Here is a 15,526-nt window from a genome sequence, read left to right on the forward strand (position 1 = left end):
GGCGTGGCATCCCCTAGGCTGGCGATCGTGCGTCCGGCCCTCGACACCACCGCGCTCACCGCGCCGTTCGGGCCGGAGGAGGAGCGCCAGCTCGCGCTCGCCGCCAGGGCCGACCGGCCGTCGCCGCTGGGACTGCTCTGGCGGGCCCTCGGCGCAGGCTTCCTCGCGCTCGTGTTCACCGCGACGTTCCTGGGCGTCCTCGACGAGTGGGTCGAGCGCGGGCCGTGGCCGGCGGCGTTCTTCCTGCTCGTGCTCTGCGGCATGGCCGCGTTCGTCGTCGCGATCAGCATCTCGTCGCTCGGCGCGGCGCGGCGGCGTCGGGCGCGTCACCTGCGGCTCGAGCGCTTCGCCCGGGACAACCGGCTGTACTGGATGCCGGAGGGCAACGCCCCCCAGTACCCGGGGACGATCTTCTCGGTCGGAACCACCCGGCTCGTGCGCGACCGGCTGTTCGCCGGCTCGGGCGAGTTCTTCGACGTCGGCGTGCTGCAGGCCGTGACCGGTAGCGGCAAGGAGCGGCGCACCGTCGAGTGGTCGTACCTGGCGTTACGGCTCACCCGTGATCTGCCGCACCTCGTGCTCGACTCGACCCGGGACAACGTGCTCGGGCAGAGCTCGCTGCCGGAGACGATGCACCGGGCGCAGCGGCTCTCGCTCGAGGGCGACTTCGACCGGCACTTCGCCCTGTACTGCCCGGCGGGCTACGAGCGCGACGCGCTCTACGTGTTCACGCCCGATCTGATGGCGCTGCTCATCGACGAGGCGGGCGACTTCGACGTCGAGATCGTCGAGGACCGGATGACGCTGTTCACCCGTCGCTCCGTCGATCCGCTCGACCCGGAGACCTGGCGGCGCTACGAGCGGATCATGGAGCTCGTGCTGCCGAAGGCCAGGCGGCAGACGCGCCGCTACCGCGACGAGCGAGCCGACGAGGGGGAGACCATCGCGCTCGAGGGGCGCCGGCTCCGCACGGGCGTCCCCTGGAGCGGCCTCGCCATCGGCGTCGGCGTGTTGGCCGGCTGGGTCGTGCTGCGCTTCGTGCTCGGCGGCTGACGCGAGCACGCCGCCGCGTCGGGCGCGGAGCGCGGATGGCTCGGCCCGGCGTCGGCGGCCGCCGCTACGATCGAGCGATGAGCTACTCCGCGGCGTCCGACCGCTACGACCAGATGACGTTCCGCCGTTCGGGCCGTTCCGGCCTGCAGCTGCCCCTGCTCTCGCTCGGGATCTGGCAGAACTTCGGCGACGACCGCCCGGCCGAACGGCAGCGCGACATCCTGCTGCGCGCCTTCGATCGCGGCGTCATCCACTTCGACCTGGCGAACAACTACGGCCCGCCCTACGGCGCCTCCGAGGTGAACGTCGGGCGCGTGCTCGGCCGCGAGCTCCGCGCGCACCGCGACGAGATCGTCGTGTCGACGAAAGCCGGGTGGGACATGTGGCCGGGACCGTACGGCTCCGGCGGCAGCCGCAAGTACCTGCTGTCGAGCCTCGACGCCTCGCTCGGCCGGCTCGGGCTCGACTTCGTCGACGTCTTCTACCACCACCGGCCCGACCCCGGCACCCCGCTCGAAGAGACGGCCTCGGCGCTCGACGCCGTCGTGCGCTCGGGCAAGGCGCTCTACGTCGGCATCTCCTCGTACTCCGCGGCCGACGCGCGCACGATGGCGGGGCTGCTCGCCGAGCTCGGTACGCCGCTCACGATCCACCAGCCGTCCTATTCGATGCTGAACCGCTGGATCGAGACCGAGGGGCTGCTCGACGCCGCCGGCGAGCTCGGCTTCGGCGTCATCGGCTTCACGGCGCTCGCGCAGGGCCTGCTCACGAGCAAGTACCTCGGCGGGGTGCCGGAGGGGTCGCGCGCCGCCTCAGACGGCTCGCTCGACCGCGCCGTGCTCACCGAGGAGCTCACCGCTCACCTGCGCGCGCTCAACGAGATCGCCGCCTCGCGCGGGCAGTCGCTCGCGCAGCTCGCGCTCGCCTGGGCGCTCCGCGACGAGCGGGTGACGAGCCTCGTGGTGGGCGCGTCGAGCGTTGCGCAGCTCGACGAGAACCTCGACGCGCTCGACCGGCTCGACTTCGACGAGGCCGAGCTGCGGGCGATCGACGAGCACGCGGTCGATTCCGGCATCGACCTGTGGGCCGACGCCCGCGGCGGCGGGCCGGTGCCGGTGCTGAAGCCCGAGTGAGCTGAGCGCCCGGCCGGCAGCGCCGGCCGGGCACGCACGCCGGCGCGCGGCGCTCAGGCGTTGTCGATGCGGTGCGCGAGCACCTGGCGCGCGACGAGGTCGTTCGCCACGGCGTCGCCCGTCTCGCCGAAGATCGTGGCGGTCTTCGCCGCCCCGATCGCCCCGCCGAGCAGTGCGCCGCTCGTCATGTCGCGGTGCAGCCGGGCGACGAGCAGACCCTGCGCGTCCGTCATGAAGTCGACGGCGAGGTTGATCACGAACTTCGAGCCGGCCATGGCGCCGAGCCATACGGTGCGCGCGGTGCTGCCGCGCTTCGCGAAGAAGCCGCCGGTCGGCGTCTCGGTGATCGTGAAGCCCTGCGCCTCGAGCGCGCCGCGGATCGCGGCCCGGGCGGCGGCGTGATCGCCGAGGAGGAAGTAGTCGTACGACGAGGCCATCTGGTGCTCCAGTCGGGTCGGGTCGGGTCGGATGGATGCCGCTCGACTCTATCGGCACGCGGCCCCCGTTCGGGTGGTGGCTCGCCTCAGCGCAGGGCGTCGAGCACGAGCTCGTGCAGCGCGCCGTTGGTGGCGAGCGAGCTGCCGTGCTGGGGCCCGGGCTCGCCGGTGATCGAGGTGAAGCGGCCGCCGGCCTCCTCGACGATCGGGATGAGGGCGGCGAGGTCGTAGATCTTCACGTCGAACTCGCCGACGATGTCGATGACGCCCTCGGCGAGCAGCATGTACGACCAGAGGTCGCCGTAGGCGCGGTCGCGCCACACCCGCTCCGAGAGCGCCAGGAGGCGGTCCAGATAGCCGGCGTCGCGCCACTGGGCGAGGCTCTGGAAGCTCAGCGAGGCATCCGCCAGTCCCGAGACCGCGGAGACCGCGAGGCGACGCGGCTCGGGGCGCACGCCCGACTCGTCGGGCAGTTCGCGCGTCCAGGCGCCCTCGCCGGTGGAGGCCCACCAGCGCCGGCCCATCGCGGGTGCCGAGACGACCCCGACGACGGGGACGCCGTCGACGGCGAGCGCGATGAGCGTGCCCCACACCGGCACCCCGCGCAGGAAGTTGGCCGTGCCGTCGATCGGGTCGATGATCCACTGCCGGCTCGTGCTGCCCTCGGTGCCGAACTCCTCGCCGATGATGCCGTCGTCGGGTCGCGAGGCGGCCAGACGCTCGCGGATGGCGCGCTCGACCGCGAGGTCGGCCTCGGTCACCGGGGTGCGGTCGGGCTTCGTCTGCACGTCGAGGTCGACGGCGCGGAATCGGGAGAGCGAGATCGCGTCGGCGAGATCGGCGAGTTCGAGGGCGAGCGCGAGGTCGTCGGCGAAGGAATCGATCACGGCTTCAGCGTATCGGCCGGGAGTGAACGGCGAGGTTCCGGGCCGGCATCCGGGCGACGCGCCCGGGGTGCGGACGACCCTGCGCTCGATTGGCGCGAAGGTGACGGAGCTGATAGCGTGGTCTCTCGGTTCGGTTCGCAAGATCCGCACTTCGCACCTCTAGCTCAATCGGCAGAGCAACTGACTCTTAATCAGTGGGTTCAGGGTTCAAGTCCCTGGGGGTGCACCAGCAGAAAAGCCCGGTGAGAAGATGTTCTTCGCCGGGCTTTTCCTTGCATTCCCGAGGCGCGTGCAATCTACGTGCGATTGGCCCCTGCATCATCATCGCCGCAGCACTATCGTGAGCACCTGCAGGCGTTCTGATTCGGGCAGTTCGGTTATGAGCCCCAGAAGGTATCTGCTCGCCGCGGCGGCTCCTTGAGCCTCGGTCGCGAGTAGGTGGAAGCTCGCCAACGCGTCCAGTGCGGGAGCAAACCAATCCTCATCCTCACGCGCCGCTTCACGAAATCCGGCCACCAAGAATGGGAGCGTCGAGGGCGAAAGCCACGACTGCCGAAGCAACTCAAATGCCCAGGTTCGCAGGTTCTGGCGCGCGGCTTCGTCACCGTCCGTTCTTCGAACTAGCCAGTGGCAGAAGGTCGCGACCCATTCCGTTAGCCTCACGGGAGTCCCGACCTCCTCTGCGATTACCTGAAGGACGAACGAGGCACGCGCCCCTGCGGCGTCGCCGTCTCCGTGGGCCATCGCATACATGACCCCTGACGTGTTAGCAGGCTGTATCTTGCGTGCCTCACGATAGATGTCGGCACGGAACCGGATTCCGACATAGCCCCGGGATACGAGCACGACCTCGGCAAATTGCACCTGTTCAGGAGACAAAGCGCCCGACTGGGCGAGCACTTCCAAGAGGGCAGGAGTTCCGAACGCTTCTACCCCTTCGCTTTGTGCGAGCTGACGGAGGGCCACGTCGTCGGCCCAGAGCACGGCTCTCGGTTCGCTTCCAGCCGCCAGATCGACTGCCGAGAGCCAGGTGCGGACTCCGTCCTGAACGTCCTCTGGCAACGGCCCGATCGCGCTGATGACGGGGCGACCCACCCGTCGAAAGGTTCGCATCCTCTCAGTGAGTGACGTCGCTTCTGCCGCGCGCCGTGCTTCCTCCCCTTCGGTGATCTCAGTGACGCGGCTGGCCTCTACTGTCGGCCCTGGCGTGATCGAAAGCCGTGACCTCATGCCGGGATCCTCCGAAGCGGCCGCTGCGTCTCGGAGTTGTTCAAGCGTGACCAGGATCTCCTCGCAGTCCGGAGCGATCTCAATCCCAGCTGCGGCGAGCACGATCGACGTGAACGCCGCTGTCGTGTCGATTACGACGGGGAGCGCTCGCGCATGTTCGAGCGCACTCAGCTGATCGTCAGCAGTTGCGGCACCCGCGAATCGGGGTCCGATTCCTGTGACGGTCAATTCGGCGTATGACTTGCCGTGGACGAACGCCGCCATTCCAATCGGCATGGCTCCCTGCACCACAGCGCTGTCGAGTTCGTCGGTGTTACTGCGTTCACCGATGGCGTCGAGCAGGCTTTGGATCGGGTTGGCGAGGTCGACGCTCACTTGTCGAATGAAGGTGTTATCCGGGAAGTCGTTCAGGTACTCCGCAATAGCCTGCCCGAAGGCGGGTCGCTTAGGCGCATCAACTTGATCAGTTGCCTCGGCGCTGCTGTCGTCTCCACGGGAGCCCTTCAAGAAGGCACCCACTACGTGCCTCCGAATTTCTTCATCCGTGCGCCAGTGGTCCGCCACGGCCAGCAACTCGTCGTCCGAACCAGCCTCCTCTCCGAACACACGGACAAACTCGATCCAAAGCAGGACGTCTTTCCGATTCGTCGGGGACGGTCGTCCGCCAACCTGGTTCCAGGTATTGAATGCCTCAGTCGCGTCGCCGTTGAAAAACTGGCAATGCGTCAGCGCCCAAATCCGCCGCGCATCGTTTGGATCGCGCCTCAGGAGATTAGCCGCAGCATCGACAGCACCTGGCCAATCCCCGCGCGCTGAGAGGATCTCGACCTGAAGTCGGTACATGTCATCCTGCCCACCCCAGGCTGATCCCCCCGCGAGGATGGCAGAGCGAGAGGACTCCAACGCCTCAGGTCTTTGGAGTTCATGCTGCAATCGCGCCGCGATAGCCCAGAAGTACGCTTCGCCCCAACGATGGGCGGCACCGAGCACGAATCGCAGTGCTCGGTCCGGGTCGTTGGGGAGGTAGTAGTGGATCAGGGCCTGAGATACCTGCTTGTTCTCCCGGGCTCTAGATTGGGCCCTCGCTTCGGCACCAGGGGCGGCCGAGAAGAGGTCTGCGATCAAGCGGATGTCGGCGGCAAGTTCAGGATTGTCAGCCGCAAACTCATCGACGAAGCCTGTGAGCTGACCGTGCAGCGCCAAGCGCAGACTAATCTCGGCCTTCTCACTCCAATCGTCGGTTGCTACGAGAGCTTCATTCCAGTTGGCCATGGCGCGCTCGACGTCTTCTTCTCGCTCGGCGATTGCAGCGAGGGCACGCGACTTGTTCGCTGAGGCAGGGAGTTGCATTGTCAGTTGACGTGCCCGGTCGAGGTCACCCTCCTCCGCGGTCATCAGCGCGTCGATCCCGCGGAGCCCTTCGGACTGCGCTTCTTCCTGAGTGGCGTTGCGAACGATGTCCCATGCCTGCTGCGGGTTCAACAGCACCCGAGCCGACCTAGCCGCGAGGACGGCTGCTTCCGCGCTGTCCATCCCCCAATTTCTTCGTTGATCGCGAACGGCCAAGGCGAGGTCCAGCCCCCGTGCGACATCTCCGCGATGAAGCGGCGAGGCGAGCTGCGCGCCCCGTTGAACGAGCGCCTTTGCGGCGATGAGCCCTGCGCTCGTGCTCTTCTCGTGCTCGTACGAGCGGAGCCCGATAGCGATCCCTGCGTCCAGGTCCAGTGCTGCAGTCGCCCAGCTCGCGCGATGGAGATCTCTTAGCACCCGCTCTCGGTGGGTAACCGGTTCCCAGCCATCCAGAGTTCGCCGCGCGCCTTCGAGGTCCTGTTCGGCTGCACGAATGATGGCGCTGGCGAGGGGATAATCGGACACGCCGGCGAGGACCGTCGGCGCATCCGACCCGTCCCCCGGAGAGACTATGAAGAGACGAACCGTCCAGTACGGGCGTGGCGTTAGCCCGTCGCTCAGCGCGTCAACGATCAGGCGTCGCGATGCTTCGGGCAATCGCGAGGCGGAGAAGAGGTCCGCAACCCACGCTTTTGCAGCTGGAGGCGCATCACCAACCCAGTCGGGAAGGGCCGTCGCCCAGTCCGTAAGCACGGTTCTTCGCTCGGAAGGGTTAGCCAGCATGGCGACAGCCCGTTCGACGTACGGCCAATCTTGGCGCAGGTGGACAGCCTCGGAGGCGTAAAGCGGATGGAAACCTACGAGTCGCGACTCAAAGAGGATGGAGTCGGCGTTTCGGTCCTGAATCTGGGCAGAGAGCCTTTGTGTGTCTTCCTCACGAGATAGTGCCGCTAGCCGGGCTTGAACGAACAAACCGTCGCCCCGAGGTAGCTTTTCTTCGTACGCTCGGGCCACCAACGTAAGGAGCGCGTCTGCGTTGTCGCTGTCAAGTTGGCGAAACACGTCCCTCGCCTGCTCAAGCGATTCTGCGTCGCCAGTGCGCAGCTTCTGAAGGATACGCCCAACCCCGAGCGCGCGACGGAGTTGTCGACGATCTACCCTTTCGCCGTCAGTTTGTATAGCCTTCGCAACCTGGCGGGCCACGCGCATGTCAAGCGTAAGCCAGTTCCATAATCTGAGGAGCAGGCTGCGGACAGCGTCGAACAAGGCTGAAAGAAATGTCTCCTCTAGCGCCACGAAATCTCCTCAATGGATGCCCGTTAGTCCAGGTGCTGACGACAAACTCTTCCAAATGATCCCATTTGGTGCGGCTTCGTCGTCGACTTGAAACCCGTACGGAATCTGAGCCGTTATACGCGGAGCAGAGAAGGGACCGAGCGGGAGGGGTGGGGTGGGTACCTCTGGTGCGCCCGTTGACTGCTCGGAAGTCATCGCGCAGGTATCGCACACTCGCGGGAGGCCGTCACGGCACGACGAGCGTGAACGCGAGTCCGCGCCGGAGGCGAATCCGAGCGCGGCCCGGCACGACGAGGCTAGGAGCACTGTGCGCCTGACTCACGGCCGAACGTCGCTCGTACGTGTCCCGGTAAACGCGGACGAGGCTGGGCGGCGAGGCGGTCTCACTGCCTTCCGGGAGGCGCGGGCGTTCAGGGTACTCCCCTTGGCCCCTACAGGCTGCGCAACTGACGAGCGAAGGCAGCCTGTGCGTCGTTCAGTTCAACGACCGCTGGCGTCGCCTCGGTCGCGCTCGCTCAGCCGCGCTCCTTCTCGACGGCTTCGCGCGCGGACTGCACCTCCGCGACCGCGGCCATCGCCCGGCGCTCGGCGCGCTGCAGGCGGCGCACGGCGATCGTGGGGCTGCCGTACCGCGCCGCGACCCGGTCGTGCTCCTCGTCGACGCCGGTGACGATGTACGCACCGGCGATGAGCACGACCTGGCTCGAGAGATTCAGCCAGAGCAGCAGCGCGATGATCGAGGCGAACGAGGCCAGCAGCGGGTTCGATGACGCCCCGCCGATGAACAGCCCCGAGAGCACCTGCAGCACGGTGAGCCCGACGCCGCCGAGCAGCGCCCCGGTCCAGAGCGAACGGCGGCGCGGCCGGAGCCCGGACAGCAGGCGGAACAGCGCGGCGACGGCCACCGTGTCGATCGCGAGCACCACGAGGATCGAGAGGGCCTGCACGCCGAAATCGGCGAGGCCGGAGCGTGAGGGGACGCCGAGCCAGTCGAGCACGGAGCCAATGGCGGCGGTGCCGGCCATGGTGACGACGGCGCCCGCCCCGAGGGCGACGCCGAATCCGACCGCGATCGCGAGGTTCCGCAGCACGGCCCAGACGACGAAGGTCTGATCCGGTGCCTGGTCCGCGAGTTCGCGGAAGGCGATGGCGAGCGAGCCGACGGCGCCGATCGCGGTGCCCACCAGCCCCACGAGGCCGACGATGCCCGCGACGCTGAACGCGACGGGCTGCACGAGCGAGCTGGGATCGATCGCGCCGCCCTCGCCGACGAGGCCCGGGATGGTCCGGCCGACGGCGTCGACGAGCGCCTGCATGGCCTCGTCGTCGCGGGAGAGCCAGATGCCGGCCACCGAGAAGCCCAGGAGCACGCCCGCGAACACCGAGAAGAGCGCCCGGTAGGTGACGCTGTCGGCGAGCATCGGGCCGTGGTGCTCCTGGTACAACAGGAACGCCCGCACAGGCTTCCGTTCGAGCACCCAGGCGACGAGGCGCTTCAGCCAGCCCGCCTTCGAGGGCGTCGTGGTGGCGGGAGTCGTCTCTCGTTCGGCGGCGCTCATATGGTCAGGCTAGCCAGCGGCCGGAATCCTCGCCGGAGGGTTGACGGCGGCCGCACGCCCCTCCGACAGGAACGCCAGGCGGCGCAGCGATTCCCGGTTCCGCAGCCGCAGCATCGGCTCGAGCAGGCCGCGCGGGAGCCAGCGCGCGGGTCCCGCCGTCGGCTCCTCCTGCAGGCGGACGAGGCATCCGGCCCCGCTCGTCCGCACCTCGATGCGGACCCGGGCCTCCCCGAGCGGCCAGCCCTTGGCCAGTACGGTCAGCGATGTCGGGGTGCGTTCGACGCTCACCGTGCGGTCGTCGAGCAGCAGCGGCCAGGCGCCGACCGAGTGGTGCAGCTCCGCTCCCGGCTCGGGCCAGTGCCGGTCGACCTGCCGCATCCGCGACGCCCCGACGACCCAGGCGGGGTACAGCCAGCCGTCGGCGAGCACGGCGAGCACGGCATCCGCGGGGCAGTGCATTCGGCGTACGTTCTGCGACATGACGTCATGGTGACCGACGGCGCGCACTGCGGTCAGGGGCTTGACGTGGTGCCCGGTTCGGCTCAGTCGTCGAGGCCGCGGGCGACGAGCGCCTCGCCGAGGTGGTCGGCGGTGCGCAGCGCGCGCACGATCACGGGCACGGCGACGGCGCGGATCGAGCCCTCCGCCCCGCGCGCCCGGCGGGCGTCGAGCACCTCCGCGACGATCTCGCCGAGGAGGGGGATGGCTCGGATCGCGAGGGCGAGGGCGAGCCCGACGCGGTCGGCGTCGATCCAGCGGCGGAACGGCCGCAGCAGCGTCTGCGCCGCGTCGAGGGTCTCGGTCACCGGCGTCGTGAGCGAGTACACCCCGGCCAGGACGACCGCGAGCAACAGCCGCAGGGCGACGGTGACGGCGAGCTCCCAGCCGGCGAGGAAGAGCTGGACCGGCACGGCGATCGCCAGCAGCCAGAGCAGCGGCACGAGCTGGCGCCAGAGCAGGCGCAGCGGCACCCGGGCGAGCGCGACGATGCCCGCGACCAGCACGCACGCGCCTCCGAGCACGAGCACCGAGTGCTGCAGCGCGATGGCCGTCACGAGCGCCGCGAGGAGGCCGAGCTTCAGCAGCGCCGGCGCGCGGTGCACGAGCGAGTCGCCCGGGTGGAAGACGCCGATCACGGGCGGCTCCGCTCCTCGGCGGCGTCCTGCGCATCGTCGTCGGCGTCGCCCTCGGCGTCGATGAGATCGCGGTACCGGGGGAGGGCCACCGCGGGCACGTCGTCGCAGACGACACGTCCGCGCTCCATCACGATGACCCGGTCGAAGTCGTCGAGGAGCTCCAGCTGGTGGCTCACGACGACGAGCTGCTCGTCGAGGCCGGCAAGATGGCGCGCGACGCGGCGCGCGTTCCTGGCGTCGAGGAGTGTCGTGGGCTCGTCGGCGACGAGAATCGCGGGATGCCCCACGAGCACGCTCGCGAGGGCCAGCAGCTGCTTCTGCCCGCCGGACAGCCGGTGCGCCGGCCGCTCGGCGAGCTCGGTCAGCCCGAAGCGGGCGAGCGCGGCATCCACCCGCTCGTTCGCCTCCGCCGGGGCGAGCCGGTGCCGGCGCAGGGTGAAGGCGACGTCCTCCCGCACGGTCGGCATGACGATCTGGGTGTCGGCGTTGGTGAACACGAAGCCGACGCGGCGGCGCACCTCGCGGCCCTGCTTCGCCACGTCGAGCCCGTCGACGAGCACCCGCCCGGCGTCGGGCTCGACGAGGCCGTTGATCATCCGCGCCAGCGTGGACTTGCCGGAGCCGTTGGCGCCGACGATGCCGATCCGGTGCTCGACGAGCTCGAGGGAGACGTCGTCGACGACCCGCCGTCCGTCGAAACTGCGGCTCACCCGCTCGAACACGATCGCGCTCATGCGATCCGCTCCACGATCATCGCCACGCCCTGGCCGCCGCCGATGGAGCACGCCGCGAGGGCGGGCCGATCGTCGTCGTCGGCGAGCAGACGTGCGGCGAGCCGCACGACGAGCACGGCTCCGGAGGCGCCCCAGGGGTGCCCGAGCGCGATCGCGCCGCCGTCGGCACTGATCGCCTCCTCGTCGAGCCCGAGCTCGTCGCTCACGGCCAGCAGCTGCGCGGCGAAGGCCTCGGTGATCTCGACGGCGCCGAGGGCGCGCGGCGCGACCCCGGCGCGGTCGAGCGCGAACCGCGCGGCGCGGGCCGCGCCGAGGCCGGGCAGCGCCGGATCGGATGCCGCGACCGCAGCCGCACGCACGCGCAACGCGGGCAGGCCGAGCTCACGGGCGATCTCGGGCGTCGTCACCGCCATCGCGGCGGCGCCGTCGGAGAAGCCGCAGGAGTTCCCCGGCGTCACGCTGCCCTGCCCGTCCGGAGCGAAGGCGGGGGCGAAACGGGCGAGCACGGCCGCCGTCAGGCGGGCGTTCGGCCGGTCGTCGGCGGTGACCTCGGCGACGGGAACGAGCTCCGCGTCGAAACGGCCCGCCGCGCGCGCCGCAACGGCCCGGGCGTGCGAACGCGCGGCCCAGGCGTCCTGGCGTTCGCGGTCGATGCCGCGCAGCCGCGCCACGGCCTCGGCGGCCGGACCCATGTCGGGGTCGGGGAATCCGGCGGGCGCGAACGGTGCCCGGGTGTACGGCGTGCCGTCGGGCCAGCTGCGCTGCGGCGCGGTGGAGGCGGACTCGGCGCCGCCCGCGAGGACGAGCCGGGCGTCGCCCGCGCGGACGCGCGACGCGGCCTGCAGCACGGCGTCGAGACCCGAGCCGCACTGGCGATCGACGGTCACGCCGGGCACCTCGTGGCCGAGGCCGGCGCGGAGCGCGGCGATCCGGGCGAGGTCGCCGCCCGGGCCCATGCAGTTGCCGAGGACGACGTCGTCGATCCCCAGGCCGGACGGTGCGATGAGGCGCGCCGTCTCGGCGAGCACGACCGCGGCCAGTTCGTCGACCGTGCGCGTGGCGAGGCTGCGGGCGGCCGTGCCGATCGGGGTGCGCCGTGCGGCCACGATGACGGCGTTCATGCCCCGACCTCCGCCTCGTGCGCCGCGACGGAGGAGGCGATGCGCGGGTACCGGCCCGCGGCGAGTGCGCTCGCGACGGCTCCGCGGGCGGGCTTGCCCGAGGGGGTCGTCGGGAGGGCCTCGGCGCGATGCCAGCGCCTGGGCCGCCACGCGGGCGGCAGCGCCTGGGCCGCGGCGAGGACGAGCTCGGGCTCGGCCGGCGTCGCGAGCTCGACGACCGCGACGAGGCGCTGCCCCAGGAGTCCGTCGGGCTCGCCGAGGACGATCGCGGTGGCGATGCCGGGCAGTTCGCCGAGACGGCGCTCGACGTCCTCGGCCAGCACGGTCTCGCCGGCGACCGTGATGGCGGCATCGCCGCGGCCGAGGATGCGGAACCGCGGCTCACCGGATCCGCCACGGCGCCCCGCGTCGGACTCGACCGGCTCGGCGAGATCGCCGACCGTGGCGAAGCCGTGGGCGTCCCGGCGGAGCATCCCGCCGCCGACGACCCCGAGCGCGAGGTAGGGCGAGCGCGCCCAGAGCTCGGAGCCGACGGCGCTCGGGCGCAGCTCGATCTCGACGCCGGGGAAGGGGCGCAGGCCGTCGCCCTCGTCGATGGCGACGAAGGAGAGCTCGGCGGCGCCGTAGTACTCGACGAGCCGCACTCCGCGTGCGGCGGCACGGGCGCGCAGCCCGTCGTGCAGGGCGGCCCCGGCGACGGCCGCGGTGCGCGGAGCAGCGGGTCCGTCGAGGAGGCGGGCGAGCCGGGTCGGCGTCGCATGCACGATCGTGCCGCGGTCCGGCTCGTCGCTCGCGGTCGCGCCGAGCTGCAGGGCATGCAGCGCGGCGTAGAGATACATCGAGACGTGCAGCGGGCCGGAGATGCGCACGACGCTGTCGGGGCCCGCTCCGGTCGCCTCGGCGAGCGGGGCCGAGGACGCGAGCCACGACGCGCTGCTGCGGGCGACGATCCTCGGCCGGCCGCTCGGCGCGCTCGAACCGGAGGTGGTCAGGGCGAGCTCGGTCCCCGCGGGGAGCGGTTCGGCCGGCACGGCGTCCGCGCCGACGAGCACCGGGCGGCCCCGCTCGAGGCCCGCGATGACGGCCACGATCGTCTCGACGGGATGCGCCTCTGGTCGGACGACGATCGCCCCGCCGTCATCCGGCGGTTCGAAGGCGGCGACGGCTCGACCGAGCGCGCGGTAGTCGAGCGTCCGCCCGCCGAGGGCGAGTGCCGGACGCCCGCCCGCTCCGCCGAGCCAGCCGCCGCTCACGCGCGCTCGTCGACCGACGCGCCCGCGCTGCGGCGCCACGGCCACGGCTTCGGCTCGATGAGACCCGGCCAGGCGCGGTGCACGCCTTTCGCGACGAGTACGGTCGCGCCGACCTTGATCGCGTCGCCGATGAGGAAGACGGCCGCTCCGGCAGCCGCGAGACCGATGGGCGTGGCCGTCACCAGTGCGAAGACGGGGATGCCGACGGCGTAGACCGCGACGATGCCGCCGAGCGCGGTCCAGAGCAGCGCCGGCACGAGCCGGTAGCGGGGGAGCAGTCGTGCGGTCGCCCAGCCGATCACGGCGGCGCCGAGCAGCCAGCCCAGCAGGTAGCCGACCGAGGGGCCGACGAAGACGCCCAGGCCGCCGCGCCCGCCGGACAGCAGGGGCAGGCCGGCCGCGACGAGCGCGATGAACAGCAGCACGGCGAGGGAGCCCTTGCGCGCGCCGAGAATCGCCCCGGCCAGCATGACTCCGAGCGTCTGCAGGGTGATCGGCACGCCCTCGGGCCCGAGCGGGATCGCGCCGGGAACACCGAGCGCGGCGATAAGCGCCGCGAACACGGCGATCTGGGCGAGGTCCCTGGCGGTCGTACGGCGACGGCGCACGGGCGCGGCGGGTTCGGCCGGAGCGGCCTGCTCGGATCCGGTGCTCGGTGCGGTGCTCATCTGCTGCGTCCCTCTCGCGGAGTCGTCGGGCGGGTTCGCCCGGTTCTCACGCTAGAAGCGCGGTACGACCGCTCGCGCGGATCGCCGTACAAGAATCCGGCGCTGATTTTGGACGCCGGCGGATCCTCGGGGCGTCAGGCGGCGCGGGCGTGCAGCGGCGCCTGGGCGGCGGATGCCTCGTCGGCCTCCGCGCCGTGCGCCGGTGCGTCGGCCCCAACCTCGGCTGCGGCGTCCGACGCCTCGGGCGTGGCGACGTGCGCGCCGAGCGGCTCGGCCCAGACGACGAGGGGGGCCGGTTCCCAGTCGAGCGCGAGCTGCTGCTCGCCCTCGGGGACGACGACGGCGACGCTGTCGCGCTCGTCGAGGATGCTGCGGGTGAGCTCGGCGGCGATCTGGTGGGTCACGATCGCGTGGAAGATGCGGTCGGAGTCGGCGTCCGTGCGGCGGACGAGCGTCCACTCGCCGGAGGAGCCGATGAACTCGGAGAGCTTGCCGTGCAGCAGGTCGAAGATCTGCTCGCCGCGGAGATCGGCGGCGGAGGGGCGAGGTGCCGGGGCGGCGACGTGCTCCGAGGCTTCGGCGGTGAGCCTCGTGCGGCGCCAGCGGCGGAACATCATACGACCCTCTCGATCTCGTGCAGTGCCTCAAGTCTCGGGCACCAGCACGTCATCGAGCGGGGGACACGCCGCAGAACGGCAGGCGGAGCTTACTCCAGTTCTTCGCGCTTCGTCTCGTCGGCGACGGTGCCGATCGCGACGGCGAGGCTCGCGGCCCAGGCGATCCACATCATGAGCAGCCGCCAGTCGCGGGGGCCGGACATGGTCGCCTTGACGACGCCGATGCCGCTGATGGCGGCACTCAGCACGGCTCCGCTGAAGAGGTACTTGCGCATGCCGCAACGCTACCCGGCGGAGCGGGCCCGCGTCGCCCCCTTGACGGGATCCGTGCGGCGAGGCATCCGCCGTTCGTGACGGGACGGTGAACGAGCGCTGGGAGTCGACCGAGAATCTGACCGATCGGACAGAGTCTGACCGATCGGTCAGCTACCGTCGAAGCATGCCCACTGACGCCACCCTCCCTGTGCGCGCCCGCGCCGGCGACGAGCTGCGCCAGGCCGCGCTCGAACAGTTCGCCACCGTCGGCTTCGCCGCGACCTCGCTGCAGCAGATCGCCGACCACGCCGGGTACTCGAAGTCGAGCGTGCTCTATCACTACGCCTCGAAGGAGGCACTGCTGGAGGCGGCCGTCACCCCCGCCATCGATCAGCTCGAGGTGCTCGTCGCGGAGTTCGCCGAGGGCCGCCGCTCCGACGCGGCGCGCGGCGCCTTCATCGCGCGCTTCGTCGACCTGCTGCTCGGCGAACGCCTCGCCGTGCACCTCTTCGTCAGCCAGGGCCACTCCCTCCGAGGCATCCCCGCGATCGAGCGCGGCAACGCCGCGATCCGCGTCCTCGCCGACGCGATCTGCACCGGCGCCTCGCTCGCCGAGCAGATGCGCTTCGGCGTCGCGCTCGCCGGCGCCACCTACGCACTCGTGGCGGGCGCCACCTTCTTCGACGACGACGAGATGAGTCAGCTCGTCACCTCCTACTCGGACGACGACGTGCGCGCCGCGCTCATCGACGTCCTCACCGAACTGCTGATCCCGGCCGCCGGCCGCTGACCCGGAA

Annotated in this window: 15 protein-coding genes and 1 tRNA gene; 4 read left to right on the forward strand and 12 right to left on the reverse strand. The window is 70.9% G+C overall.

The genetic code is table 11. The features are described from left to right. The first annotated feature begins 27 nt into the window (after positions 1–27). Both QSJ60_RS09330 and mgrA read left to right on the forward strand, forming a co-directional pair. Positions 28–1,053 (forward strand): hypothetical protein, encoded by a 1,026-nt coding sequence (locus QSJ60_RS09330; protein ID WP_285463422.1) that lies wholly within the window; start codon positions 28–30, stop codon positions 1,051–1,053. A 77-nt stretch (positions 1,054–1,130) separates the two neighbouring features. Beyond that, positions 1,131–2,186, forward strand: coding sequence for an L-glyceraldehyde 3-phosphate reductase (gene mgrA, locus QSJ60_RS09335; RefSeq protein ID WP_285463423.1), 1,056 nt, complete (start codon positions 1,131–1,133; stop codon positions 2,184–2,186). 53 nt (positions 2,187–2,239) lie between these two features. On the opposite strand, the gene QSJ60_RS09340 is transcribed toward mgrA, so the two are convergent. Both QSJ60_RS09340 and hisN read right to left on the reverse strand, forming a co-directional pair. Continuing rightward, entirely contained in the window at positions 2,240–2,623 is a 384-nt protein-coding gene (locus QSJ60_RS09340; protein WP_189084671.1) for a hypothetical protein, read from the reverse strand. 86 nt (positions 2,624–2,709) lie between these two features. Further along, complete coding sequence (gene hisN / locus QSJ60_RS09345) at positions 2,710–3,510, reverse strand: histidinol-phosphatase (protein ID WP_285463424.1); 801 nt, start codon at positions 3,508–3,510, stop codon at positions 2,710–2,712. A 153-nt stretch (positions 3,511–3,663) separates the two neighbouring features. Between hisN and QSJ60_RS09350 the strand changes: the two genes are divergently transcribed. Then, a tRNA-Lys gene (locus tag QSJ60_RS09350) sits at positions 3,664–3,739 on the forward strand. Between the two features lie 92 nt (positions 3,740–3,831). Here QSJ60_RS09350 and QSJ60_RS09355 read toward each other — a convergent pair. The 10 genes from QSJ60_RS09355 to QSJ60_RS09400 form a co-directional block, all read right to left on the reverse strand. Then, positions 3,832–7,386 (reverse strand): PIN domain-containing protein, encoded by a 3,555-nt coding sequence (locus QSJ60_RS09355; RefSeq protein WP_285463425.1) that lies wholly within the window; start codon positions 7,384–7,386, stop codon positions 3,832–3,834. Positions 7,387–7,901: 515 nt separating this feature from the next. Further along, complete coding sequence (locus tag QSJ60_RS09360; RefSeq protein ID WP_285463426.1) at positions 7,902–8,945, reverse strand: YihY/virulence factor BrkB family protein; 1,044 nt, start codon at positions 8,943–8,945, stop codon at positions 7,902–7,904. Positions 8,946–8,954: 9 nt separating this feature from the next. Further along, positions 8,955–9,425: an SRPBCC family protein gene (locus QSJ60_RS09365; protein WP_285463427.1), complete on the reverse strand. Its 471-nt coding sequence runs from the start codon at positions 9,423–9,425 to the stop codon at positions 8,955–8,957. 62 nt (positions 9,426–9,487) lie between these two features. After that, positions 9,488–10,081, reverse strand: coding sequence for an energy-coupling factor transporter transmembrane component T family protein (locus QSJ60_RS09370; protein WP_285463428.1), 594 nt, complete (start codon positions 10,079–10,081; stop codon positions 9,488–9,490). Then, positions 10,078–10,815 carry an energy-coupling factor ABC transporter ATP-binding protein gene (locus QSJ60_RS09375; protein ID WP_285463429.1) on the reverse strand — a complete coding sequence of 246 codons (738 nt, stop codon included), beginning with the start codon at positions 10,813–10,815 and terminating at the stop codon, positions 10,078–10,080. The genes QSJ60_RS09370 and QSJ60_RS09375 overlap by 4 nt, the downstream gene beginning before the upstream one ends. Beyond that, on the reverse strand, positions 10,812–11,936 hold the full coding sequence (locus tag QSJ60_RS09380; protein ID WP_285463430.1) for a thiolase family protein: 1,125 nt from the start codon (positions 11,934–11,936) through the stop codon (positions 10,812–10,814). The genes QSJ60_RS09375 and QSJ60_RS09380 overlap by 4 nt, the downstream gene beginning before the upstream one ends. After that, positions 11,933–13,189 carry an AMP-binding enzyme gene (locus QSJ60_RS09385; protein ID WP_285463431.1) on the reverse strand — a complete coding sequence of 419 codons (1,257 nt, stop codon included), beginning with the start codon at positions 13,187–13,189 and terminating at the stop codon, positions 11,933–11,935. Before QSJ60_RS09385 ends, QSJ60_RS09380 begins: the two co-directional genes overlap by 4 nt. After that, positions 13,186–13,857 (reverse strand): biotin transporter BioY, encoded by a 672-nt coding sequence (locus tag QSJ60_RS09390; protein ID WP_285463432.1) that lies wholly within the window; start codon positions 13,855–13,857, stop codon positions 13,186–13,188. The genes QSJ60_RS09385 and QSJ60_RS09390 overlap by 4 nt, the downstream gene beginning before the upstream one ends. 134 nt (positions 13,858–13,991) lie before the next feature. Then, positions 13,992–14,471: a hypothetical protein gene (locus QSJ60_RS09395; RefSeq protein WP_285463433.1), complete on the reverse strand. Its 480-nt coding sequence runs from the start codon at positions 14,469–14,471 to the stop codon at positions 13,992–13,994. A 92-nt stretch (positions 14,472–14,563) separates the two neighbouring features. Further along, positions 14,564–14,749 (reverse strand): hypothetical protein, encoded by a 186-nt coding sequence (locus tag QSJ60_RS09400; protein ID WP_189084681.1) that lies wholly within the window; start codon positions 14,747–14,749, stop codon positions 14,564–14,566. Positions 14,750–14,913: 164 nt separating this feature from the next. Between QSJ60_RS09400 and QSJ60_RS09405 the strand changes: the two genes are divergently transcribed. After that, a complete protein-coding gene (locus QSJ60_RS09405) occupies positions 14,914–15,519 on the forward strand; it encodes a TetR/AcrR family transcriptional regulator (protein WP_230762966.1) in 606 nt (201 codons plus the stop codon). Positions 15,520–15,526 lie beyond the last annotated feature (7 nt).

This window comes from Agromyces sp. NBRC 114283 (genome assembly GCF_030268405.1).
In the GTDB taxonomy this organism is placed as follows: domain Bacteria; phylum Actinomycetota; class Actinomycetes; order Actinomycetales; family Microbacteriaceae; genus Agromyces; species Agromyces mediolanus.

Excerpts from the sequence above, each read along its gene's own strand:
- QSJ60_RS09360 (WP_285463426.1), bottom strand. The coding sequence starts at position 8,945 with ATGAGCGCCGCCGAACGAGAGACGACTCCCGCCACCACGACGCCCTCG.
- mgrA (WP_285463423.1), top strand. The coding sequence starts at position 1,131 with ATGAGCTACTCCGCGGCGTCCGACCGCTACGACCAGATGACGTTCCGC.
- QSJ60_RS09365 (WP_285463427.1), bottom strand. The coding sequence starts at position 9,425 with ATGTCGCAGAACGTACGCCGAATGCACTGCCCCGCGGATGCCGTGCTC.
- QSJ60_RS09375 (WP_285463429.1), bottom strand. The coding sequence starts at position 10,815 with ATGAGCGCGATCGTGTTCGAGCGGGTGAGCCGCAGTTTCGACGGACGG.
- QSJ60_RS09340 (WP_189084671.1), bottom strand. The coding sequence starts at position 2,623 with ATGGCCTCGTCGTACGACTACTTCCTCCTCGGCGATCACGCCGCCGCC.
- QSJ60_RS09400 (WP_189084681.1), bottom strand. The coding sequence starts at position 14,749 with ATGCGCAAGTACCTCTTCAGCGGAGCCGTGCTGAGTGCCGCCATCAGC.
- QSJ60_RS09405 (WP_230762966.1), top strand. The coding sequence starts at position 14,914 with ATGCCCACTGACGCCACCCTCCCTGTGCGCGCCCGCGCCGGCGACGAG.
- QSJ60_RS09380 (WP_285463430.1), bottom strand. The coding sequence starts at position 11,936 with ATGAACGCCGTCATCGTGGCCGCACGGCGCACCCCGATCGGCACGGCC.
- QSJ60_RS09390 (WP_285463432.1), bottom strand. The coding sequence starts at position 13,857 with ATGAGCACCGCACCGAGCACCGGATCCGAGCAGGCCGCTCCGGCCGAA.
- QSJ60_RS09395 (WP_285463433.1), bottom strand. The coding sequence starts at position 14,471 with ATGTTCCGCCGCTGGCGCCGCACGAGGCTCACCGCCGAAGCCTCGGAG.